This window comes from Streptomyces nidicola, assembly GCF_050106155.1.
Classification (GTDB): Bacteria; Actinomycetota; Actinomycetes; order Streptomycetales; family Streptomycetaceae; genus Streptomyces.
In genome coordinates this window covers 1,162,051-1,184,866 of sequence record NZ_JBNBPI010000001.1, presented here as the reverse complement: position 1 = coordinate 1,184,866, position 22,816 = coordinate 1,162,051, and the positions used below count along the sequence as shown (strand labels likewise).

At 69.8% G+C, this 22,816-nt stretch carries 22 protein-coding genes; 18 read left to right on the top strand and 4 right to left on the bottom strand.

The annotated features are described in order from the left end of the window. Positions 1-131 precede the first annotated feature (131 nt). From ACOKM3_RS05535 to ACOKM3_RS05480, 12 genes are all read left to right on the top strand, one after another. Entirely contained in the window at positions 132-716 is a 585-nt protein-coding gene (locus ACOKM3_RS05535) for a carboxymuconolactone decarboxylase family protein (RefSeq protein ID WP_426897486.1), read from the top strand. After that, positions 713-2,203 carry a sugar ABC transporter ATP-binding protein gene (locus ACOKM3_RS05530; RefSeq protein WP_426897484.1) on the top strand — a complete coding sequence of 497 codons (1,491 nt, stop codon included), beginning with the start codon at positions 713-715 and terminating at the stop codon, positions 2,201-2,203. The genes ACOKM3_RS05535 and ACOKM3_RS05530 overlap by 4 nt, the downstream gene beginning before the upstream one ends. Further along, positions 2,200-3,216, top strand: coding sequence for an ABC transporter permease (locus ACOKM3_RS05525; protein WP_426897482.1), 1,017 nt, complete (start codon positions 2,200-2,202; stop codon positions 3,214-3,216). Before ACOKM3_RS05530 ends, ACOKM3_RS05525 begins: the two co-directional genes overlap by 4 nt. A gap of 65 nt (positions 3,217-3,281) precedes the next feature. Beyond that, complete coding sequence (locus ACOKM3_RS05520) at positions 3,282-4,244, top strand: sugar ABC transporter substrate-binding protein (RefSeq protein WP_426897480.1); 963 nt, start codon at positions 3,282-3,284, stop codon at positions 4,242-4,244. 40 nt (positions 4,245-4,284) lie between these two features. Then, positions 4,285-5,202, top strand: a complete 918-nt coding sequence (locus ACOKM3_RS05515) for a LysR family transcriptional regulator (RefSeq protein ID WP_426897478.1) — start codon at positions 4,285-4,287, stop codon at positions 5,200-5,202. Positions 5,203-5,316: 114 nt separating this feature from the next. Continuing rightward, entirely contained in the window at positions 5,317-6,234 is a 918-nt protein-coding gene (locus tag ACOKM3_RS05510) for a VOC family protein (protein ID WP_426897476.1), read from the top strand. A gap of 98 nt (positions 6,235-6,332) precedes the next feature. Then, positions 6,333-7,784 (top strand): NAD-dependent succinate-semialdehyde dehydrogenase, encoded by a 1,452-nt coding sequence (locus ACOKM3_RS05505; protein ID WP_426897474.1) that lies wholly within the window; start codon positions 6,333-6,335, stop codon positions 7,782-7,784. 17 nt (positions 7,785-7,801) lie between these two features. Beyond that, positions 7,802-8,617, top strand: a complete 816-nt coding sequence (locus ACOKM3_RS05500; RefSeq protein ID WP_426897472.1) for a fumarylacetoacetate hydrolase family protein — start codon at positions 7,802-7,804, stop codon at positions 8,615-8,617. Then, positions 8,614-8,985: a VOC family protein gene (locus ACOKM3_RS05495; RefSeq protein WP_327673146.1), complete on the top strand. Its 372-nt coding sequence runs from the start codon at positions 8,614-8,616 to the stop codon at positions 8,983-8,985. Before ACOKM3_RS05500 ends, ACOKM3_RS05495 begins: the two co-directional genes overlap by 4 nt. A gap of 24 nt (positions 8,986-9,009) precedes the next feature. Next, positions 9,010-9,798 carry an alpha/beta fold hydrolase gene (locus ACOKM3_RS05490; protein ID WP_426897469.1) on the top strand — a complete coding sequence of 263 codons (789 nt, stop codon included), beginning with the start codon at positions 9,010-9,012 and terminating at the stop codon, positions 9,796-9,798. Next, positions 9,795-10,274 carry a GlcG/HbpS family heme-binding protein gene (locus tag ACOKM3_RS05485; RefSeq protein WP_426897467.1) on the top strand — a complete coding sequence of 160 codons (480 nt, stop codon included), beginning with the start codon at positions 9,795-9,797 and terminating at the stop codon, positions 10,272-10,274. Before ACOKM3_RS05490 ends, ACOKM3_RS05485 begins: the two co-directional genes overlap by 4 nt. Before the next feature lie 3 nt (positions 10,275-10,277). Beyond that, positions 10,278-11,270, top strand: coding sequence for a uroporphyrinogen decarboxylase/cobalamine-independent methonine synthase family protein (locus ACOKM3_RS05480; protein WP_426897465.1), 993 nt, complete (start codon positions 10,278-10,280; stop codon positions 11,268-11,270). A gap of 60 nt (positions 11,271-11,330) precedes the next feature. On the opposite strand, the gene ACOKM3_RS05475 is transcribed toward ACOKM3_RS05480, so the two are convergent. Next, complete coding sequence (locus ACOKM3_RS05475; protein ID WP_426897463.1) at positions 11,331-11,618, bottom strand: putative quinol monooxygenase; 288 nt, start codon at positions 11,616-11,618, stop codon at positions 11,331-11,333. Positions 11,619-11,811: 193 nt separating this feature from the next. Here ACOKM3_RS05475 and ACOKM3_RS05470 point away from each other — a divergent pair, with 193 nt between their 5' ends. The 5 genes from ACOKM3_RS05470 (at position 11,812) to ACOKM3_RS05450 (ending at position 18,407) form a co-directional block, all read left to right on the top strand. Continuing rightward, positions 11,812-13,299 (top strand): aldehyde dehydrogenase family protein, encoded by a 1,488-nt coding sequence (locus ACOKM3_RS05470; RefSeq protein ID WP_426897461.1) that lies wholly within the window; start codon positions 11,812-11,814, stop codon positions 13,297-13,299. After that, positions 13,299-14,498: an L-2-hydroxyglutarate oxidase gene (gene lhgO / locus ACOKM3_RS05465; RefSeq protein WP_426897459.1), complete on the top strand. Its 1,200-nt coding sequence runs from the start codon at positions 13,299-13,301 to the stop codon at positions 14,496-14,498. Before ACOKM3_RS05470 ends, lhgO begins: the two co-directional genes overlap by 1 nt. A gap of 141 nt (positions 14,499-14,639) precedes the next feature. Continuing rightward, entirely contained in the window at positions 14,640-15,500 is an 861-nt protein-coding gene (locus ACOKM3_RS05460; protein WP_426897457.1) for an amidohydrolase family protein, read from the top strand. A gap of 10 nt (positions 15,501-15,510) precedes the next feature. Beyond that, positions 15,511-17,226 carry a thiamine pyrophosphate-dependent enzyme gene (locus ACOKM3_RS05455; protein WP_426897455.1) on the top strand — a complete coding sequence of 572 codons (1,716 nt, stop codon included), beginning with the start codon at positions 15,511-15,513 and terminating at the stop codon, positions 17,224-17,226. A gap of 119 nt (positions 17,227-17,345) precedes the next feature. Continuing rightward, on the top strand, positions 17,346-18,407 hold the full coding sequence (locus ACOKM3_RS05450) for an Ldh family oxidoreductase (RefSeq protein ID WP_426897453.1): 1,062 nt from the start codon (positions 17,346-17,348) through the stop codon (positions 18,405-18,407). Here ACOKM3_RS05450 and ACOKM3_RS05445 read toward each other — a convergent pair. Genes ACOKM3_RS05445 through ACOKM3_RS05435 form a run of 3 tightly spaced genes read right to left on the bottom strand, consistent with a single transcriptional unit; the run spans position 18,404 to position 21,853 of the window. Then, a complete protein-coding gene (locus ACOKM3_RS05445; protein ID WP_426897451.1) occupies positions 18,404-19,801 on the bottom strand; it encodes an MFS transporter in 1,398 nt (465 codons plus the stop codon). The two genes, ACOKM3_RS05450 and ACOKM3_RS05445, sit on opposite strands and share 4 nt — an antisense overlap. 54 nt (positions 19,802-19,855) lie before the next feature. Further along, a complete protein-coding gene (locus tag ACOKM3_RS05440; RefSeq protein ID WP_426897449.1) occupies positions 19,856-20,776 on the bottom strand; it encodes an amidohydrolase family protein in 921 nt (306 codons plus the stop codon). A gap of 51 nt (positions 20,777-20,827) precedes the next feature. Beyond that, positions 20,828-21,853, bottom strand: a complete 1,026-nt coding sequence (locus ACOKM3_RS05435) for an amidohydrolase family protein (protein ID WP_426897447.1) — start codon at positions 21,851-21,853, stop codon at positions 20,828-20,830. Positions 21,854-22,090: 237 nt separating this feature from the next. Here ACOKM3_RS05435 and ACOKM3_RS05430 point away from each other — a divergent pair, with 237 nt between their 5' ends. Further along, on the top strand, positions 22,091-22,807 hold the full coding sequence (locus ACOKM3_RS05430; RefSeq protein WP_426897445.1) for a response regulator transcription factor: 717 nt from the start codon (positions 22,091-22,093) through the stop codon (positions 22,805-22,807). Positions 22,808-22,816 lie beyond the last annotated feature (9 nt).

Here is a 22,816-nt window from a genome sequence, read left to right as displayed (position 1 = left end):
GCACTCCCGGAGGGGTCGGGGCCGGTGGATGCGGAGGTACGGTCGGCCACCGTCGCACGGCGGAACCGGACCGTGCCCGAACTCGAAGGCGACATCCGACCATGAGGCTCCCTGTTCTCACCGAAGACGAAATGACCGAGCGCCAGAAGGAGTTGGCCGCACGGATCGCCGGCAAGCGCGGTGCGGTCCGCGGCCCGTTCCGGGTCTGGCTGCACAGTCCGGAGATGGCGGAACGGGCGGACTCCCTCGGCGCGTTCGCCCGCTTCGACTGCTCGCTGCCCAAGCGACTGCGGGAGCTCGCGCTGCTGATGGCGGGCCGCAACTGGGACGCCCAGTACTCCTGGAACGCCCATGTGCACCAGGCGGTCGAGGCGGGGGTGAGCGAGGAGAACATCGCGGCCATCGCCGAGAAGCGGTACGCAGACGTGACGTTCGACGACCCGGCGGACCAGGCGTTCTTCCGGTTCGCGCACGAGGTGCTCGACGAGCATTTCGTCAGCGACGAGACGTACGCCGCGGCCCTGGAGCACTTCGGGCCGCAGGGCCTGGTCGACACGATCGGCGCGCTCGGTAACTTCACCATGCTCGGCATGTGCCTCAACACCTTCCAGGTGGACCTGCAGGCCGACAAGGAGCCCCCCTTCCCGGACATCCGCGGGTACGGGCGCCTGCCCGGGGGCGGCGCGGCCGGGGGCGGCGCGGAGGCACGGCCGTGAGCGGGGCCGTCGTCCGGATGCGCGGCGTCACCAAGAGCTTCGGCGGCGCGGCCGCCCTGAAGGACGTCGACCTCGACCTGTACCCCGGTGAGGTGCACGCCCTGATGGGCATGAACGGCGCGGGCAAGTCGACACTGGTGCAGGTCCTGTGCGGCGTCCACCAGGCCGACCGCGGAACCATCGAGGTCGACGGGGCCGCCCAGCCCGGCCTGAGCGTGCGCCGGGCCCGCCGCCTCGGCATCGCGTTCGTGCCGCAGCGCCGCGAACTGGCGATGGGACTCACCGTCGCCGAGAACATCATGCTCGGCGCCCTGCCGAAGACGCGCGGCGTCGTGAACTGGCGGGCCATCAACTCCGAGGCGCAGCAAGCCCTTTCGGATCTCGACCTGGACATCGATGTGCGCCGCCTCGCGGGGGAGCTGACCGTCGCCGAGCAGACCATGGTCGAGGTGGCGCGCGAGGTGCGGCGCGGCGGCCGGGTCCTCGTCCTGGACGAGCCGACCGCCTGCCTGAGCGCCGAAGCCGCCACACAGATACGGCAGTTGGTGCGCAGGCTGCGCGACGAGGGCGTCGCCGTCGTCTACATCTCGCACTACATCGGCGAGGTCATGGATATCGCCGACCGCGTCACGGTGCTGCGCGACGGCGGTGTCGTACGCAGCGCCCCCGCCGCCGAGTTCGACGCGGCCTCGCTGGTACGGGGCATGGTCGGGCGCGACGTGGTGTCCACACGGCCCGAACGGCCGGTACCCAAGGACGAGTTGGGGGTTTCGGTGCAGGACCTCAGCCGTGGCCGGACGATCCGTGACTTCTCCGTACAGGTGCGGAAGGGAGAGGTCGTCGCGGTGCTCGGGCCTGCCGGGGACGCCCAGTCCGCACTCTTCGACCTGCTGTCGGGCCGGGCCCGGCCCGACACCGGAAAGCTCCAGATCGACGGCCGCGCAGTGCGCTTCGGGAAGGTGACCGCATCGCTGGCGAGCGGCCTGCGCTGCGTCACCGGCGACCGCCGCACGCTGGGGCTCGTCCCCGAGCTCTCCGTCGACGAGAACCTGATGCTCGCCGGCGACCGCCTCGCCCGCCGCCGCTGGCATCGCACCGGCAGCCTCGCCCGGCGCGCGGCGCCACTGCGTGACAGCTACGGGGTGGTCGCGCTCGCCGGGAACCCGCCGGTGGGCGCCCTGTCCGGCGGCAACCAGCAGAAGGTGCTGCTCGCCAAGTGGCTGGAGACCGAGCCGGTCGCCTGCTTCCTGGAGGACCCCACCAACGGCGTGGACATCGCGGCGATGGCGGACATCCACACCCTCGTCGACCAGCTCGCGGGGCGCGGCGTCGCCGTCCTCCTCGCGTCCTCGTCCGCCGAAGAGGTCATGCGGCTCGCGGACCGGGTCGTGGTGGTCAGCGCAGGACGGGCCGTCGCCGAGCACGAAGTCACCGCCATCACCCACGACGAACTCGTCGCCACCGCACTCGGAGGTCGGTCACAGTGAGCCTCAAGATCCCCTCGGCCGCCCTGGAGCGGGCGGGCGCCCCGTCGACCGCCACCGGCACGCGCGGCATGGGCGGTGCACTGCTGCGCATCCCGCACGGCGGCCTCATCGCCGTGCTCGTCGTCGTGATCCTCTTCACCGCGCTGCGCGCCGACTCGTTCACCACCTCGCAGAACCTGCTCAACGTGCTGCGCCAGATCAGCGTGAACGCCGTCATCGCGGGTGGCCTCACCCTGCTCATGACCGCAGGCGGCATGGACTTCTCCATGGGGTCGAACGCCGCCGTGACCACGGCCGTCGCCGCGCAGATGCTGTCCGGCGGGCAGTCCACGGCCGTGACCGTCGTCGTCGCGCTGGTACTGGCCGCCGTCATCGGACTCGTCAACGGGCTCGTGGTCACGTTCACGAACGTCGCGCCGTTCGTCGCGACCCTCGCCACCGCGATGCTGCTCGACGGCGTCGCCCTGCTCGTACTCAACGGCATGAGCGTCACCATCGGCGACAAGATGCAGGCCCTCGGCAACTCGACGGTCGCGGGCGTCCCCTGGCTGCTGGTGGTGGCCGTCCTCGTCCTGCTGATCATCGGGCTCGTCATGCGCTTCACCACGTTCGGACGAGACACCTTCGCGATGGGCGGCAACGAACACGTCGCCCGGCTCAGCGGCATCAACGTGCCCGCCCGGAAGCTGGCGCTCTACGCCCTGGCCGGTGCCCTCGCGGGCCTCGCGGGCGTGATGCTGCTCTCCCGCCTCGGCGCCAGCGCACCCAACACGGCTGGTTTGCAGACCCAGTTGACGGCCGTCGCGGCCGTGGTCATCGGCGGTACGTCCCTGGCGGGTGGCCGCGGCACCATCGTCGGCACCGCGCTCGGTGTGACCCTCCTCGGCGTCGTCGCCAACGCCCTCAATCTGCTCCAGGTCAACAGCAACTATCAGCTCGTCGTCACCGGCGCCGTGCTGCTCATCGCCGCCGTCATCAACGGCTTCCAGCGCCGCAACGACCCTGGCCACTGACAACTCTGACGTGACGTCAGTCCCGTATGCCCTTCCCTCAACGCCGCAGGAAAGGTACGACCCTCATGACCACTACTGTTCGCCCGCGCAGACTGCTCGCGGCCTCCATCGCCGGTGTCACCGCCCTGGTGCTCTCCGGTTGCGCCGACAGCAACGCAGACAGCGGCGGTTCCGCCGACGGCTCAGTCTCGCTCGGCTTCGTCAACGGCGCCAACACGCACTTCCACACCTGCCTGCAGAAGGCCGTCGAACAGACCGCCAAGGCGAAGGACGCGAAGGTCTACACCGCCAACTCCAAACAGGACGCGGGTACCGAGCTGTCCAACATCGAGGACATGATCGCCCGCAACGTGAGCGCGCTGATCGTGCAGACGGTCAACGTCGATGCCCTGGAAGGTGACATCGCGAAGGCCAAGGCCGCGAACATCCCGATCTACCTGACCTCGGTCGCCACCGACAAGGCCTCCGACATCCTGGGCGCCGCGGTCGTCGACCTGAAGAAGGTCGGCTCGATGGACGCCGGGTGGATCGCCAAGGACGCGGACGGCAAGGACGTCACCGTCGGCATCGTGGCCGGCGCGCCGGGCGCGGCGTCCGACCTGCTCGTGGGCGGCTTCAAGAAGGCGCTGCCTGCCAACGCGAAAGTGGTCGCCAACCAGCCCGGCATGTTCAACCCGGCCAAGGCGCAGGACGTCGCCGAGAACATGATCCAGGCGCACCCGAAGCTCGACTACGCCTTCGTCGCCAACGAGGAGATGGCCTTCGCGGTACGCAAGGCGTTCAACGCGGCCGGAGCCAAGCAGGTGAAGATCGTCTCGGTCAACGGCTCCGAGGACGGGATCGCCGCCATCAAGGACGGCCGGCTGCAGGCCACGGTGTCCAACTCGGCGGCGGTGATCGGGGAAACCGCGGTCAAGCAGACCGTCAACCTTCTCGGCGACAAGAAGGTTGACAAAATCAGTAAGGTCCCCCTTACTTTGATCGCCAAGGACAACGTCGACCAGGCCCCTCAGTACTGCCCGAAGTAATCACCGCTCCATGAAAAGCGCCTGAGAATTCGAGGGATTTATGGACCGTCTGCTGCTCATGCACAGTTTCGTGACCGTCGCCCAGAACGGCAGTTTCAACGGGGCCGCCAAGAAGCTCGGATCGTCGGGCTCACTGGTGTCACGGCACGTGGCCGAGCTGGAGCGACAAGTGGGCGTCCGCCTGGTGCACCGCACGGCCCGCTCGGTGAGCCTCACGGAACAGGGGTTGCGCTACGCCGAGTTCTGCACGCGCATACTCGACGAGATAGCGGCGGAGGACGACTCCATCGCCCAGCTGCACGACCGGGCCGAGGGGGCGCTGAGCATCATCTGCCCCAAATGGATCGGCAGTCTCGACCTGGGCGACGCCATCGCCGCATTCTCCGCCGCACACCCGAAGATCCAGGTCCGTTTCGAACTCGGCGGAATGTCGGACCGGACGTACGACTTTCTGGACAGCGGATTCGACGTCGCGTTCCACACGCGGGACCTGCGGGATTCCGGGGTGCGCCTGAAGAAGGTCTCCTCGCTGCCCTTCGTGCTCTGCGCCTCGCCGGAGTATCTGGCCCGGCACGGCGGGCTCGACGAGCCGAACGCGATCGCGGGGCACGACTGTCTGGTGCACCTCAACGACCCGGTGTGGCGCGTCGGGCACGGGCACGCCTCGACGCTGCACAAGATCCGCAACGTGGCGTTCTCGTCGAACTCGTACATCGCGCTTCAGAAGGCCGCCGTGCACGGCCGCGGGATCGGGCTGCTGCCGCAGCGGTCGGCCTACGACGATCTGCTCACCGGCGCCCTTGAAGTGTTGCTGCCCGAACTCGGCGTACCCGACCGGCCGTTGTTCGCCATCTACGGGCCGGGACAGAACACTCCGAAGAAGGTCGCGGTGTTCCTCGAATTCCTCACCGAATGGTTCACGAAGAACCCAATTCCGAGCATTCCAGCACCCATCTGAAGCGGCCGACGCGGTGTGCAATCAAGGGTTGCGAAGTCTGGTCCGTGGAGTCATTGAGGCGGGCAGACAGTAAATCTACGATCGCCGGGGGAAACGATCCGGAGGGGAGAATCAATGGGGATCCAGCGCATAGAGTCGGTGACGTACGACGTTCGCAGCGGCGAGATTCTCGAAGAGACTGTGCGGTTCTTCGAGGATTTCGGCCTCCTTATGGTGGAACGCACCGATGAACACGCGGTGTTGGAGACCCTGGCCGGGCAGACCGTCCAGCTGGACACCGCCCCGGGGCAGCTGTTCCCGCCGTCCGTCGAGTCCGGCCCGACGCTGCGCGAGATCGTCTGGGGCGTGGACGACACCGAGGCCCTGGAGCGGCTGGTCGCCGGCGCCGGCAAGGACCGGGCGGTCCGGGAGGGCGCGGACGGCGTGCACCACACCGTCGACGAGACCGGATTCGGGGTCGGGCTCACCCTCGCCAGACCGCGCGCCCTCGACGTGACCCCGCGCCCGGCCAACGTGACGGGCAGCGTGGGGCGTTGGAACACACCGCTGGCGCCGATCGGGCAGGTGCGGCCGCTGCGGATGTGCCATGTGGCCCTCAACATCCCCAAGGCGGGGCGGGAGGTAGCCGTCGCCTTCTACGTCGAGCGGCTCGGCTTCCGCCCCACCGATGTCGTCGAACCCATGGGCGTCTTCATGCAGGCGCCCGGCGACGACGACCAGCACACCTTCCTGCTCTGCCACCGCCCCGACAAGGCGGGGATCAACCACATCGCGTACGAGGTGCCGGGCGTCGACGATGTCATCGAGGGCGGCAACAACATGATCGAGCGGGGGTGGCGCGAGGCCCGCAAGCTGGGGCGGCACACCATCGGCTCGAACATCTTCCGCTTCCTGCATGCGCCGTGCGGCGGGCGGGTCGAGTATGCGTGTGACATGGATCGGGCCGATGCGTCGTACGAGACCCGGGTGTATGCCGACGCGCCGCCGCACACGATTTGGTCGTTGCGGCAGAACCGGGACGTTGCGCCGTAGCGGTGTTGCGGACGCGGGGCTCTGCCCCGGACCCCGCCGGCCCTCGTCCGACGGCGGGGCTTGATTTGTCTCCTTACACGCTCGGAGAGGTCCATCCCATGACCACCAACCGACACGACACCTACCCCACCGTCCGTCTCCACATAGCCGGTGAGTGGCGTGACTCCGGTGCCGGACGGAGCGCGCCCGTCATCAACCCGGCCACCGAAGACACCATCGGCACCGTCCCGCTCGCCACCACGGCCGACCTGGACGACGCCCTCGCCGCGGCTGAGGACGGATTCCGTACCTGGCGGAGCACCCCCGTGGCGCGTCGCACCGAGATCCTGCACCGGGCCGCCGACCTGATCACCGAACGCGCCGCCGAGATCGGGCGCGTCATGACCCTGGAGGGCGGCAAGCCGCTCAAGGAGGCCGTCGGTGAGGCCAAGCGCACCGCTGACACCCTGCGTTGGCACATCGAGGACGCCCGCCGTGCCTATGGCCGGTCGATCCCTGCCGCCCCGGGAACGCTGCTGACCGTGCGGCGCGAGCCGATCGGTCCGGTCGCCGCGTTCGTGCCGTGGAACTTCCCCGTCGGCGGCCCGAACCGCAAGATCTCCTCGGCCCTGGCCGCGGGCTGCTCGATGGTGATCAAGGCGTCGGAGGAGACACCGGCGACGGCCGCCGCACTGGTGGCCTGCTACGCCGACGCCGGGCTCCCGGCCGGCGTGCTCAACCTGGTCTTCGGTGAACCCGCGGACGTCTCTACCCACTTGATCGCCTCGCCGGTCACCCGGCTCGTCGCGTTCACCGGCTCCGTGCCCGTCGGCAAGCTGATCGCGGCCAAGGCGGGCGAGGTCATGAAGCCGTCCCTGATGGAGCTGGGCGGTCACGCGCCGGTCGTCGTCTGTGCCGACGCCGACCCCGTGAAGGCCGCGCGGCGCGCCGCCCAGGCCAAGTTCTTCAACGCGGGGCAGGTGTGCACCTCGCCCAGCCGCTTTCTCGTGCACGAGTCGCTGTACGAGGCCTTCGCCGCCGAGTTCGTCAAGGCGACGGAGGAGGTCGTGACCGGTGACGGACTCGACCCGGCCACCACCATGGGCCCACTCGCCAACGAGCGCCGCCTCGTCGCCGCCGAGCGGCTGACCGCCGACGCCGTACGCCGCGGGGCGACCGTCCGCACCGGAGGCCTGCGCCCCGACAGGGCCGGCTACTTCTTCGCGCCGACCGTCCTGACCGACGTACCGGCGGACGCGCAGATCATGAGCGAGGAGCCGTTCGCACCGCTCGCGCCCATCGTGCCGTTCAGCGATCTGGACGAGGCGCTCGGCGTCGCCAACTCCCTGCCGTTCGGGCTCGCCGCGTACGGCTTCACCGAGTCCGCCGCGACCGCCGAGAAGCTGTCGGCCGGACTCGAGGCCGGGATCCTCTCGATCAACCACTGCGGCGGCTCCGTCCACGAGGCACCGTCCGGCGGCGTGAAGGAGAGCGGGTACGGAAGGGAAGGCGGGCCCGAGGCCCTGGACGCCTACCTCGGCACCAAGCGCGTCTCCCACAAGCTCGACTGACGGGGGACTGAACTGCCGTGAAATACACCCGAGTCGAGATAGAGGGGCGCCCCCGCTGGGGCCGGATCACCGAGGACGGCACCACCGTGGAGCTGCTCTTCGCCTCCCCGCTCGACACCCCGCCGTCGCAGAACCCGGTCACCGGCGCCCTGCCCGTGACCGGCGCCCGATGGCTGCCGCCGGTCATCCCGCCCGTCTTCTACGCCGTCGGCTTCAACTACCCCCGCCACATCGCCGAGCACGGCGCGGGGACCCCCAAGAGCCCCGAGATCGGCTACCGGGCCAACAACGCGCTCACCGGACACCGTTCGCCCATCGTCAAGCCGCACGACGTCGTCGGCCGCTTCGAGGCCGAGCCCGAACTCGTCGCCGTCATCGGCCGCCGGCTGCGGCATGCCTCGTACGAAGAGGCGCGCGCGGGCATCTTCGGCTGGACGATCGGCAACGACGTCAGCGCCCGGACCTGGCAGCACGAGGACCGCACGTTCTGGCGCGCCAAGAACAGCGACACGTTCAAGCCGATGGGCCCCTGGATCGAGACCGGCGTCGACGCGCTCGCGCAGGCCACGACGCTGCGGGTGAACGGCGCCGTGCGGGCCCAATTCCCCACGGGGGACATGGTGTTCGACCCATACGACTACATCGTCGCGATGAGCCGGCGTCTCACCCTGCACCCTGGGGACGTGCTGTGGATGGGCGCCGAGTCCACCTGCCAACTGGAACCGGGGGACACCGTCGACATCGAGATCAGCGGCATCGGCGTGCTCACCAACCCCGTACACGAGGAAAGCCCCGTACACGAGGAAGCATTCGAGGAAGGTCCTCCGCCATGAGCAAGGAACCCCGCTACATCCACCACGTCAACTTCCCCACCACCGATCCCGACCGGACCGCCGACTGGTACACGAAGGTCTTCGGGATGAAGCGGATCATGCCCAAGTCCAACACCCGCGTGGTGCTGATGACCCGCGGCAACTTCGACCTGCACTTCACTCCGGTCGAGGAGATGGAGCGTATGGCGCCCTACCACTTCGCCGTCGAGGTCGACGACTGGGACGACTTCCTGGAACACCTGGGGGAGTTGGGTGTCCGGCACACCCGCCCGATCGAGCGCCCCGAGAACCAGTCGAAGTTCTGCTACATCCACGACCCCGACCACACCATGATCGAGCTCGTGTACCACGCCAAGCGCGCCAACTGACCGCCTCCGAACGGGAGTTGCAGCATGCCCTACACCCAGTCCGGGGACGGCACATCCCTCTACTACGAACGTCACGGCAGCGGCCCCGCCATCCTCTTCGTGCACGGCTCCGGTGGTCACCACGCAGCGTGGTGGCAGCAAGTGGCGGTGCTACGCGAGGAGTTCACCGTCCTCACCGTCGACCTGCGCGGCTTCGGCAAGTCCGACTCGTCCATGCCCGAGTTCGACGGGCAGCACTTCCCCGGTGACGTCGTCGCCGTACTCGACCAGGAGGACATCACCGACGCGATGCTGGTCGGCCAGTCCATCGGCTCCGTCGCCGCCCTGCGCGCCGGACTAGCCCGCCCCGAGCGTGTCTCGTCCGTCGTCCTCGGGCACTCCCTCGGCGGTATCAGCCATCCGGAACTGAAGGAGCTCGCCGCGGCCGACCGCGCCGAGGCGGTCAAACTCCCGGTCATCGACCGGCTGTTGACGAAGGAGTTCCAGACCGGGCGCGCCGATCTGACGTTCCTGTTCCAACAGATGGGCACGTTCAACGTCGCCAAGATGGCCGACCTGCGCAACCTGGACACCAACGGGCCCTCGCTCGACGACATCGTCGCCTCCGGCGTCCGTGTCGCGTTCCTGGCCGGCGAGAAGGACGCCGTACTGAGCGTCAAGACCGTCACCCGCGCCCACGAACTCCTCCCCGGCTCCCACCTGGAGATCGTCGAAGGCGCCCCGCACTCCATGTACTGGGAGACGCCGCAGCGCTACAACGCCGCCGTCGCCAAGCTGCGCCGCACTCTCACCGCCACTAAGGAAGCCGTATGACCGCGCTCACCCTCGACGCCGCCGAAGAGATCATCGCCTCCGCACACCAACGCGCTCAGGAGGTCGGCAAGGCGGTCAGTGTCGCCGTCGTCGACGCCGGCGGCTTCGTCGTCGCCGTCCGCCGCCCCGACGGCGCCCGACCGCTCACCCCCGACATCGCCCGCGCCAAGGCGTACACCGCGGCGATCATGCAGCGGCCCGGCAAGATGCTGAAGAAGTGGCAGGAGAGCCAGCCCGTCTTCTTCTCGCAGCTGTCCCAGCTCCCCGGCGCCTCGATGCCGATCATGGCGACCGAGGGCAGCCTCACCATCAAGAGGGACGGCGAGATCATCGGCGGCCTCGGCATCGCGGGCGGCACCGCCGACGAGGACCAGGCCATCGCCGAGGACGTCCTCAAGTCCCTCGGCTACGAGCTGGAGTTCGCGGCGTGGGGCGTCGCGGGCGTGCCCACGGAGACTGCCGGAAAGGACGTCTGACCCATGGCCGATACGTTCAACTACCGCATCGACCACCACGGCAGCCTGGTCCGCCCGTCGGGCCTGGACCGCGCCGACGCCGTGGCCGTCGAGGCGGCGATCGAGGAGTCGGTGGCGTACCAGCGCAAGCTGCGCTCCACGGTCGTCACCGACGGCGGCCACCCGTACGAGGACTTCCGCGGCGTCGTCCTGGAGAGCGTGAGCGGGGTACGCCGAACGGAGACGAAGGATGCCGACGGCCTCGCGGTCTGGGCCGCCGACGCGCTCCCGAAGGCCGACGGGCCGCTGGCCGCGGACCGGGTGCGACGCCTCACCGAGCTCACCCTCATCGCACCCAAGGTGACCCTGCCGGCCCCGTCGTACCTCGCCGCCACCCTCGAAAGCGATCTGCCCGCACGCGAGTTGGGGGAGGCGTTCGCCGGGATCATCCAGGCCGAGATCGTCCGCCTGGTCGATGCCGGGGCCCGCCTGATCCAGCTCGACAACCCGCTGCTGCTCGCGGCGACCGGCCCCGACCGGACCCCGGTGGGCTCCCTCTCCTACGCCGACGCGCTGGCCGTCGACGCCCCGGCCGTCCGACTCGACACCCGCCCCGAGGGCGTCCGCATCGGCTACTTCCCCGGCGCGACACCTCCCGCCGAGGTCGACCGCGCCAAGGCGGAACGGCTCTACGGGCGGATCCCGGCCGACCGCTGGGCGCTGCCCCTGCTGTCCGCATCGCCCGCGGAACTCGACCTCATACGCGCCCTGCCCGAGGACCGGGACGCATGCTTCGGAGTCGTCGACGCGGCGCGCGCGGACCTGGAGGACATCGACACGGTCCTCGACCACCTCGACACGGCAGGGGAGTTGAAGGACCTGGAGGACGCGGCGATCGCCCCGTCCCGCGGCTTCGCCGACATCGCGGACCGCCCCCTGCTGACCGCGGACGCGGAGCGCCGCAAGCTCGTCCTGGTCGAGACACTCGCCCGGTACATCTGGGGCAACGAGTTCTGAGCCGGGGCATGGCGGAGGCCGGGAAGACACGGGGCTTCCCGGCCTCTACGTCGCGGAGCGTCACAGAACGTCGGCGAATGTCACGGTCCGCTCCGTCAGCAGTGGGCGTACCACGCCGACGATCCACTCCTGGAAGTGCTCCGCCGCGGAATGCGCGTCGAACCCGGCCCGGTCCTCGTACACCTCGTACAGCACGAACCCGCCAGGTGCGTCCGCCTCGGCGTGCACCTCGTACGCCAGGTTCGCGGGCTCCTGACGGGTGTGCTCGCGCATCTTCAGCAGCGCGTCCCGCACCGTGTCCGCGTCGTCGGCGGCGCAGCGGTAGTGGGCAAAGACGGCGTACGCCATGGGGTGTCTCCCTTACGTAAAAGACCAGTTCAACGGCTGTCGATTGCACCACACATCACCACGAGGTCGCCCTGCGCGCCGCGCAACCATTGCCTGCCTCCTCGGATCTGCCCAGGGCGGCGCCGATGGTGTGTCGTACATCCGGTTCCAGAAATCCATCCGGTTCCAGAAATCGGAGAGAGAAGTGATCCAGATGCGTTCCGTGGAAACCCTGGTGGGCGGGGAGTGGGTGGCCCCCGGCTCCGGCTCCGGCTCGGACTCGGCCTCGACTGAGTGGATCGACGTGCAGAACCCGGCCGACCTGCGTACGCCCGCGTTCCGTGTCCCCGCGCTCACCCCCGCCGACGTCACCCGCGCCTACGACCACGCCGAGCGGGGCTTCGCCACCTGGAAGCGCACCAGCCCCCTCGACCGGGCCGCGATCCTCACCAAGGCGGCAGCGCTGCTGCGCGAGCGCGCCGACACCATCGCCGAGGACGTCGCCACGGAGAACGGCAAGACCCGTGCCGAGGCCCGCGGCGAGGCCCTCAAGGCCGCCGACTTCCTGGAGTACTACGGCCTCCTCGTCGGCCGCGGCGGCTACGGCACCCTCCTCAACGACATCCGCCCCGCCACCCGCACCACCGCCCAGCACGAGCCGCTGGGCGTCGTGCTGGCCGTCACGCCGTGGAACGACCCGCTGATCACCCCGGCCCGCAAGCTCGCTCCGGCCCTCGCCGCGGGCAACGCCGCCGTCCTCAAGCCCGCCACCGAGACACCGGTCTCCGGCCTGCACCTGGCCCGTGCGCTGCACGACGCGGGGCTGCCGGCCGGGGTGCTCGGCGTCGTCACCGGCCGGACGGCCGAGATCGAGGACGCGCTCCTCGGCGACACCCGGATCGCGGCGGTCACCTTCACCGGATCCAACGAGGTCGGGGCGCGACTGCGGCTGCGGTTCGCCGCCCGCAACATCCGCTTCCAGGGCGAACTCGGCGGCAAGAACGCCTCCGTCGTCCTCGCCGACGCCGACCTGGCCAAGGCCGCGAAGACGGTCGTGGCCGCCTCCTTCGGGCAGGCAGGGCAGCGCTGCACCGCCACCAGCCGGGTCATCGTCGAGCGGGCGGTGTACGAGGAGTTCACCCGGCTGCTGCTCGCCGAGGTCGCCCGGATCACGCCGGGCGCACCACTGGCGGAAGGCACCGGCATGGGCCCCCTGTCCAACCCGCGCCAGCGGGACAGCGTCCTCGATCACATCGAGCGAGCCGTCAAGCAGGGCGCGAAGGTCCTCACCGGCGGTGACGCACCGCGAGACACCGGTCTCGGACACGGTTGCTACCTCAATCCGACCGTCCTCGGCGACGTGACACCTGACCTCGCCATCTGGCGCGAGGAGGTCTTCGGCCCGGTACTCGCGCTGCGCGCCGTCGACTCCTTCGACGAGGCCGTCGCCGCCGTCAACGACTCGGACTTCGGCCTGGCGGCGGCGGTGTTCACACGCGACCTGAACGCCGCCCACCGGTTCGCCGAAGAGGCTGAGTGCGGCCAGATCGCGGTGAACCTCACCACCCCCGGCTGGGACGTCCACCACCCCTTCGGCGGCTTCCACGACTCCGGCTCCCCGTTCAAGGAGCAGGGCACCGAAGCGCTGCACTTCTACACGCGCGTCAAGACGGTCGCGATCCACTACGAGGCCGGCAGCTGATGGCCGACGAGACGATCGGCGTCGTGGGCGCGGGCATTGTGGGCCTCGCCACCGCCCGGGAGATCGCGCTGCGCCGCCCCGGCGCCCGCGTCGTGGTCCTCGACAAGGAACACGAGGTCTCCCGGCACCAGACCGGGCACAACTCCGGCGTCGTGCACGCCGGGATCTACTACACCCCCGGCAGCCTCAAGGCGAACCTGACCGTGCGCGGTGTCTCCCTGCTGCGCGAGTACTGCCAGGACCGCGAGCTGCCGTACGAGGAGGTCGGCAAGCTCGTCGTCGCTGTGCGTGAGGACGAGCTGGGCCGGATGCGGAACCTCTACGAGCGGGCCAGGAACAACCACGTACCGGATCTGCGGCAGCTCTCGCGCGACGAGATCAAGGAGCGCGAACCGCACGCCGGCGGCATCGCCGCCCTGCACTCGCCGCGCACCGCGATCACCGACTACCCGGCGATCGCCCGGCAGTTCGCGAAGGACGTCGTCGATTCCGGGGGAGAGGTGAAGCTCGGGTTCCCCGTCACCGGAGTCACCACCGTCCCCGGCGGCATCGACGTCACGTCGGGGCAGGAGCGAGTGAGGGTGGACCGGCTGATTCTCTGCACGGGCCTCCAGTCGGACGCCGTCGCGCGGCTCGCCCAGGACAGGCGGGAACCGAGGATCGTCCCGTTCCGCGGCGAGTACCTGCTGCTCAAGCCGGGCCGGACCGGCCTGGTGACCGGGCTGATCTATCCGGTGCCCGACCCCCGCTACCCGTTCCTCGGCGTGCACTTCACCCGGCGCGTCGACGGCTCGGTCGAGATCGGGCCGAACGCCGTCCTGGCCCTGGCCCGCGAGGGCTACACACGCAGCCGCGTCTCCCCGAAGGACCTCGCGGGACTCGCCGCCTATCCCGGCGCCTGGCGGATGGCCGCCCGGCACTGGCGCACCGGCATCAAGGAGTACCGCGGCTCGTTCTCCGTCCGGGCCTTTATGAAGGACGCGAGCCGGTACGTGCCCGGGGTCGGCGTCGACGACGTCGTGCGCGGCGGAGCGGGCGTGCGCGCCCAGGCGCTCGACCGCGACGGCACCCTCGTGGACGACTTCCGCATCCACCAGGTCGGCCGGATCACGGCCGTCCGCAACGCGCCCTCACCCGCGGCGACGGCGTCCATGGCGATCGCCGAGCACATCGCCGAAGCGGCGTTCCGGGCCTTCTGAACTGCCGTGTACGCAGCGCCATTTCGCGCAACAACTGCTTGCGCCTCCAGCTAAAGGCAAGCCCTCGTGGCCCGCCTAACGTCAGTTCCGCAGCACTTCCCCGCACCTCCTGAATGTCCGCCGAGAGAGAGAAGCACCGGCATGTTCGTCGTCGACACCCAGATCCACATCTGGAAGGAAGAGACCCCGGACCGCCCCTGGGTCCCCGGCGCGCGCGAGCGCATCCGGCTCAACGGCCACCGCGAGGACCCCTTCTCATACGAGGAGGCGCTGGAGCTGATGGACGAGGCCGGCGTGAACCGGGCGCTGATCCTGCCGCCGTCCTGGGAGGGCGACCGCATCGACTACGCGCTCGAAGCCTGCGAGGCGCACCCCGATCGCTTCGGGATCATGGCCCGCATCCCGCAGAACAAGCCCGAAGAGGGCAAGGCCATGCTGGCGGACTTCGCGCAGAACCCGCATGTGAAGGGCACCCGCCTCACCTTCCACCGCCCGATCGACCGCAACTGGATGATCGACGGGACGAACGACTGGTACTGGCCCCTCGCCGAGGAGCTGAACATCCCCACGATGGTCCACGCGCCCATCTGGAAGCGGGAGTTGGGCGAGATCGCGGGCCGGCACCCCGGACTGAAGATCATCATCGACCACATGGGCATCATGGCCCGCTGCGTCGACGACTCGATCGGCTACTGGGTGCAGGAGACCGCCGACCTGCACGAACACCCCAACATCTACGTGAAGGTCTCGGCGCTGCCCGGCTACTCCACGCAGCCCTTCCCGAACGACAACATCCAGAAGTACGTGCGCGAGATGGTCGACCGGATGGGTCCGCAGCGCTGCTTCTACGGCACCGACATCACGCGGCTGCTCGGCCACGGCATCACGTACACCGACACCATCGAGCAGTTCACCAAGCACTGGGACTTCACGCCCGACGAGCTCGAATGGATCATGGGGCGGGGCATCGCCGAGGTCCTGAACTGGCCGATCGAGGGCTGAGGAAGCACTGATGACGGACACGCGCGAGGCGCGCGGCGGCGACGGTGGAGACGCTCTGGTCTCCGCCTTCAACGCCGTCGGCGCCGACTACCTGTTCTGCTCCTCGGGGTCCGAATGGGCCCCCGTGTGGGAGTCCCTGGCCCGCCGGCACCGGGACGGGCTGCCCGCACCGACGTACCTGGACCTCACGCACGAGACCGTGGCGGCGGGCATGGCCACCGGGTACGGACTGCTGAAGCGACGGCCGCAGGGTGTGCTGCTGCACGCCGCCCCCGGTCTGCTGCAAGGCTCGATGGCCGTGCACGGGGCGCTGCTCGCGGGCGTCCCCATGGTGGTCGCCTCGTCGGAGTCCACCACGTACGGCGACGGGGCGGGGCCCGACCCGGGCGGCCAGTGGTATCGCAACCTGTCCATCGTCGGCGGCCCGCACGGCATCGCGCAGCCCTTCACGAAGTGGGCCAATGAGGCCGCCCACGTGCACACCCTGCCAGGCATGGTCACGCGGGCGGCGGAACTGGCCTGGCGGGCCCCGGCGGGACCCGCATACCTGAACATTCCGCTGGAGATCCTCCTGGAGGAGTGGGACGGGCGCGAGGCCAAGCCGATCGTGCCACCAGGCTCCACGCACTCCTCGCCCGAAGAGGTCGACCCAGTCGCCCAGCTGATCCGCGAGGCGAAGAACCCCGTGATCGTCACGGAGACGGCCGGACGCGAGGCGGGCGGCCTCGAGAGCCTCGTCGCCTTCGCCGAGGCCTGGCAGATCCCCGTCGTCGAACCCGACTCGGCGGTCTGCGGCAACTTCCCGCGCACCCACCCGCTGCACGCCGGCGCGGACATCGGCCCCTGGATGGACGAGGCCGACCTCATCCTCCTCGTCAACTGCCGCGCCCCCTTCTACCCGCCCTCCCGCCGCCCGTCGAAGGCGCGGATTGTCGTCATCGACCAGGTGCCGCAGCGCCCGCACGTCGCCTACCAAGTCCTGTACGCGGACCGGTACTTGGAGGGCGACGTAGCGAACACCCTGCGTCAGCTGGCCAAGCGCGCCAAGGACCTGGACGGACGCGCGGTCGCCGCCCGGCGAGCGGCCCAGGAGGAGCGGTACGCCGCCGAGCAGATCGCGATCACCGAGGCCGAGACGCGAACCACCTCCTCCGCCACGGAGGGCGTCGACCCGGTGCTCGTCGCCGCGACGCTGAGGCAGCTGCTCGACGGTCACGGCGGCATCGTCGTCGACGAGACCATCACCCACAGCCGCACCGTCAAGCGCCACCTGAAGACGGACGCTCCCGACTCGTACTTCTACGTGCAGGGCGGCCTCGGTCAGGGTCTCGCCGTCGCGCTTGGGGTGAAGCTCGCCGCGCGGGAGCGGCCCGTCGTCCTGACGGTCGGCGACGGGGCGTTCACATACAACCCGGTCATCCCGTCCCTCGACGCCTCCAAGGCGTATGAGCTCCCGCTGCTGGTCGTGGTGTTCAACAACCGCGTCTACAAGTCGATGAACCTCAACCACCGCCGCTTCTACCCGGACGGCGCCGCCGCGGAGACCGGCGAATGGCTCGGCACCGATCTGCACCGGCTGCCGCGGCTCGCCGGATTCGCCGAACCGTTCGGGATGCACACGGAGACCGTCGACACCACCGAGGCCCTCGCCCCCGCCCTGGAGCGGGCGCTGAAGGCCGTGACCGACGGCACGACCGCTGTCGTCGACGTGCTGGTCACCCGCTGAGCCCCGAGGCATCAAGACACTCCGCTGAGCTCCGAGGCATCAAGACACTCCGCCGAGCCCCGAGGCACCAAGCCACTCCGCTGAGACCTGAGGCACCAAGCCACTAAGGAACCGCCACCATGCCCGAAAAGACCCTGGTAGCCCCCGCTGACCTGCGCGCCTTCGCCGCCGGCCTCCTGGAGAAGGGCGGCCTGAGCGCCGAACACGCCGCGGCCACCGCCGACGTCTTCGTGTGGGCCGCGCAGCGCGGCGTCGAATCCCACGGCATCGCGCGCGTGCCCGCCTACCTCGACCTGCTCGCCAAGGGTGTCGCCAACCCGGCGCCCGGGCTTCGGTTCGAGTCGACCGTCCCGGGCGCCGCCACCCTCGACGCCGACCGGGCCCCCGGACCCGTGGCCCTGACCGCCGCCGCCGAAGAAGCGGTGGCCCGCGCCAGGAGCAACGGCATCGCCTCCGTCGGCGTACGCAACACCGTCCACACCGGCGCCATCGGCTACTACGTGGCGAAGATCGCCGAGGCGGGCCTCGTCGGTATCGGCTTCGTCGCCGGCATGCCCAACATGGGCTACACCGGCGTCCAGGGCGCCGCCGTCGCCACCAGCCCGCTCGCCATAGGCGTCCCGACCCCGGCCTCCTCCGACCACGCCCCACTCCTCCTCGACATGGCCACGGCCACCATCGCCCTCGGCAAGATCCGCCAGGCGAAGGCGTCCGGCACCCCGCTGCCGGAGGGCGCCGCCGCGACGGCGGACGGCACTCCCACGACCGACCCCGAACAGGCGGTCATGCCCTTGCCGTTGGGCGGCGCCAAGGGCTCGGGCATGTCGCTCGCCTTCGAGGTGCTGACCAGCGTCCTGGTCGGCGCACCGATCTTCGCGGCCTTCCACTCCGACGACCCCGCGGGCCGCAAGCACCGCCAGAACGCCTTGCTCATCGCCGTCGACCCGGCGGCCTTCGGTAACACGGACACCTTCCTCGCCGATGTCGACACGACCCTGGACACCCTCAAGTCCCTTCCGGTGTCCGACGATTCGACGGGCGTGCACTATCCGGGCGAGCGCAGTGCGGTCGTGGCCGACGAGCGTGGGGCACGCGGAATCCCGGTGGCCCCGAAGGTCTGGCGCGACCTGTCGGAACGGGCGGCCGACCTGGGGGTGGCCCTGCCGGAAACCATCCGCTAGGTCGTCGATGCCACGTCGGCGACCTCCGCAGGTGCCTTGGTCGCGGCGAGGCGGGCCCGTCGTGTGCGGGGGCCGAAGAGTGCCAGGACGACGGCGCCGACCATCCACGTACCGGCGATGAAATAGAAGACCGTGCGGTAGCCGTGGTTGGTGTACAGCGCCGCGACGATCAGTGGGCCCGCGGCGTTCGACAGTCGGCCGAGGCCGTAGGAGACGCTCGTGCCCAGGGAGCGGCCCCGGGTGTCGAAGAGTTCGGGGGAGTAGGCGTACGCCAGGGCGGTGTAGCCGCGCTCAAAGAAGTTCACCAAGAAGCCGAACACGACGATGAAGACCGGGCTGAACGTGAGCCCGTACAGCAGGCCGCACACCGCGATGACCGTACCGAACACCGTCAGCGACCACTTGCGCTCGAAGCGGTCCGTGACCAGCGAGGCCAGGTAGGAGCCCAGCGGTGCGCCGACCGTGGTGAGTGCCACGTAGAAGACGGACTTCTCGACGCTGAGGCCCTCCTTGGCCAGCAGGGTCGGTGCCCAGCTCGAGTAGCCGAAGAATCCGATGGTCTGCGTCACCCACAGCACGGTGAGCAGCAGCGTCGGAAGCAGGTACTTCTTCTGCAGAAGCAGCTTCAACGGGGCCTTCTGCGCCGGGACTTCGTCGACCGGCGGCGCGGGCTCGGGGAGCGGGCCCTTCTCCGCGGCGACGTGCGCCTCGATCTCCCGGAGCACCGCGTCGGCTGCGGCGTGGTCGCCCCGGCTCTCGTGCCAGCGCGGCGACTCCTTCAGGTGCCGGGTGAACAGGACGAGCAGGATGCCCAGGGAACCCCACAGGTAGACCAGCCGCCACGACCAGTCGCTGAGCGGGACGACGAGGCTGGCGATGAGGTTGGTGACCGGGGTGCCGCAGATGCCGATGACGATGGCGTACGCCTGGTACTTGCCGCGGACAGCGGCCGGATACAGCTCGCTGACGTAGACGACGGCCACGACGGTCATCGCGGACAGGCCCGCCGAGGTCAGCACGCGGAAGACGCCGAGGGACACCAGGTCCCAGGAGAACACCGAGGCGAACGAGAAGACGGCGAAGAAGAACGTCGTCTGCAGCAGCGCCCGTTTGCGCCCCCACCGGTCGGCGATCGCGCCGCCGACGATCGAGCCGATGAACATGCCGACGAAGGACAGCGAGGTCACGTACGCGACCTGGTCGACCGAGATACCCCACAGGTCGACGAGTTTCGGTGCCGTGGTGGCGAAGCTGTTGATGTCCGCGAACTCGAAGAAGTACGCGAAGGCGACCGCGAGCAGGGTGAGCTTGTGGAAGCGGGCTATGGGGAGCCGGTTGAGCCTGTTCAGCGCGTTGGAGTGGCTGGGCTGCTGGGCGTGGGTGGATGGGGACATGTGACGCCTTTGTCAGGTGGGTCTGGGGGAGGGGCGGAGGGGGTGGCTTCGGGGTCAGACGTCCTCGCCGGGCCAGTACAGGCGCATCGGGTTGGCCACGAGGAGCTTGTGTCGCTGCTCGTCCGTGACGGCGATGTGCCGTACGTGGTCGACCAGGAGGCCGTCGTCGGGCATGTGGTCGGTGAGGTTGGGATGGGGCCAGTCGGTGCCCCACAGCACCCGGTCGGGGAAGGTCTCGACGACGCGGCGGCCGAAGGGGACGACGTCGGTGTAGGCGTGCTGTTCGCCGTCGAGGGCGGCGGGCCCGGTGACGCTGAGGCGCTCGGGGCAGGTCACCTTCACCCAGACGTCGTTGTGCTCGACGAAGTTCAGGAAACGGGTGAACTCGGGGCCGTCCACGGGCCGGCTCACGTCCGGTCGCCCCATGTGGTCGATGACCAGCGGAGCGGGCAACGAGGCGAAGAAATCCTCCAGTTCGGGCAGATCGGCGCTCTCGAAGTACAGGACGATGTGCCAGCCGAGCGGGGCGATCTTCCGCGCGATGGTGTGCAGCGCGTCCTTGGGTGAGGCGTCCACCAGGCGTCGTACGAAGTTGAAGCGGACCCCGCGCACGCCCGCCGCGTCGAGCTCGCGCAGCTCGGCCTCGCTGATGTCCGGGCGGACGGTGGCGATGCCCCGCGCCCTGCCGCCCGCGGAACGGACGGCGTCGACCATGGCGGAGTTGTCCGCGCCGTGGCAGGTGGCCTGCACGATCACATTGCGGGCAAGGCCCAAGTGGTCACGCAGCGCGAACAGTTGGTCCTTCCCGCCGTCGCACGGCGTGTACTTGCGCTGCGGCGCGAACGGGAACTCGGCCTGCGGGCCGAAGACATGACAGTGGGTGTCGACGGCTCCGGCCGGCAGCCGCAACGTCGGCCCGGACGGCTCTTCGTACCAGTCGAGCCATCCGGGGGTCTTGGGGGCAAGGGTGTGCACTGCTCTGCTCTCCGTACGAGGTGGTGGTGTCGGTGACGTGTCGTGGGCGCCTCAGCGGCTCTGGCGCTTCAGTAGCGCGTCGAGCCGGGGGTACACGGCACGGGCGTTGTGCTCCTGGATCGCCGCGAGGTCGTCCGTGGGCAGCTCGGCCGCCTCGGTGTACCGGCGTGTGTCGTCGAAGTGGTGCCCGGTGCAGGGGTCGATGTCGCGGACGGCGCCGATCATCTCGGAGGCGAAGAGGATGTTCCGCGACGGCATGACGTCGAAGAGGAGGTCGGAGCCCGGCTGGTGGTAGACGCAGGTGTCGAAGAAGACGTTGCGTAGGACGTGCTCCTCCAGCGGCGGCATGCCGAGCGCCATCGCAAGGCCGCGGAACCTCCCCCAGTGGTACGGCACGGCGCCGCCGCCGTGCGGGATGACCAGGCGCAGGGTCGGGAAGTCGGCGAACAGGTCACCCTGCACGAGCTGCATAAACGCGGTGGTGTCGGCGTTGAGGTAGTGCGCGCCCGTGGTGTGGGAGGCCGGGTTGACGCTCGTACTGACATGGACCATCGCCGGGATGTCGTACTCGACCATCTTCTCGTAGACGGGGTACCACGAGCGGTCGGTGAGCGGCGGTGCGGTCCAGTGGCCGCCCGACGGGTCGGGGTTGAGGTTGAGGGCGACCGCGCCCAACTCCTCGACACAGCGCGTGAGTTCGGGGATGCAGGTGGCCGGGTCGACGCCGGGGGACTGGGGGAGCATCGCGGCGGGGGCGAAGCGCTCGGGGTAGAGCCGCGCGACGCGATGGCACAGGTCGTTGCAGATCGACGCCCAGGCCGCCGAGGTGTCGAAGTCACCGATGTGGTGTGCCATGAACGAGGCGCGCGGCGAGAAGACCGTCAGGTCGATGCCGCGTTCGTCCATGAGCCGCAGCTGGTTCGGTTCGATGCTCTCGCGCAGCTCGTCGTCGCTGATCCGCAGCTCCGCCCGCGCGGGGGAGGGCGTGCCGTCGGTGAGGGAGGCGATCTGCCGCTTGCGCCAGGATTCGAGCGCCGACGGTGCGGTCGTGTAGTGGCCGTGGCAGTCGATGATCATGTGCTGTGTCCTTAGGTGTCCGACTCTGTCGTCTTCGACGGCAGCAGCCTGACCCCGGGCCGTGCGGCCCCGCGACGGCCCCGCACACGGACCTAACCGTCCCTTAACATTCCGGATCTGCCGATGGCCCGGCCGACCGGCTCCTGCGGACCAGCCACGGAGTGTGCTCAGGGACGTGGTCTACATTCGGACGTGGGCGGTATCCGCACAGACACCGCTGATGGGAGGCGGGAGACAGTGCAGATACTGCTTGCGGAGGACGACGACGGAGTGGCCGCGGCGCTCCTCGAGGTCCTCTACGACCACGGCCATGTCACCCGGCGGATCACCCACGGCAGGGACGTCCTCACCTACCACCGCAGCTCCGATCTGCTGCTCCTCGACCTGGGTCTGCCCGACATCGACGGCCTCGACGTACTGCGTTCCCTGCGTGCGGTGAGTGACATGTCGGTGGTGGTCCTGACCGCGCGGGGCGATGAGCGCTCGGTGGTGCGGGGGCTGCGGCTCGGCGCCGACGACTACCTGGTCAAGCCGGTACGGCTCGCGGAACTGCTCGCCCGGATCGAGGCCGTCACCCGGCGCGGTGCCGCGAAGAGCGCCCCGGCGGCGAGCCGCATCCGGGCCGGTGACGTCGAGGTCGATCTCGACGCGCGGCGGGTTCGGGCGGGAGGGGCGGACATCGAGCTGACCACCAAGGAGTTCGACATCCTCGCCGTGCTCGCCGCGCGTGCCGGAACCGCCGTGAGCCGCGAGCAGGTCCTCGACGAGGTGTGGGGCGACGCCCGCCATGGTGTGTCCCGCTCGCTCGACGTGCACCTCACCCAGCTGCGGGCCAAGCTGTCCCGTCCCGAGCTGCTCACGACGATCCGCGGCTTCGGCTACCGCTTCGGCGACGACGCCGCGTCCGGCCCCACGGACTTCGGTGGCGACGCCGCGTCCGGCCCCGCGGACTGAGGGAGCGGG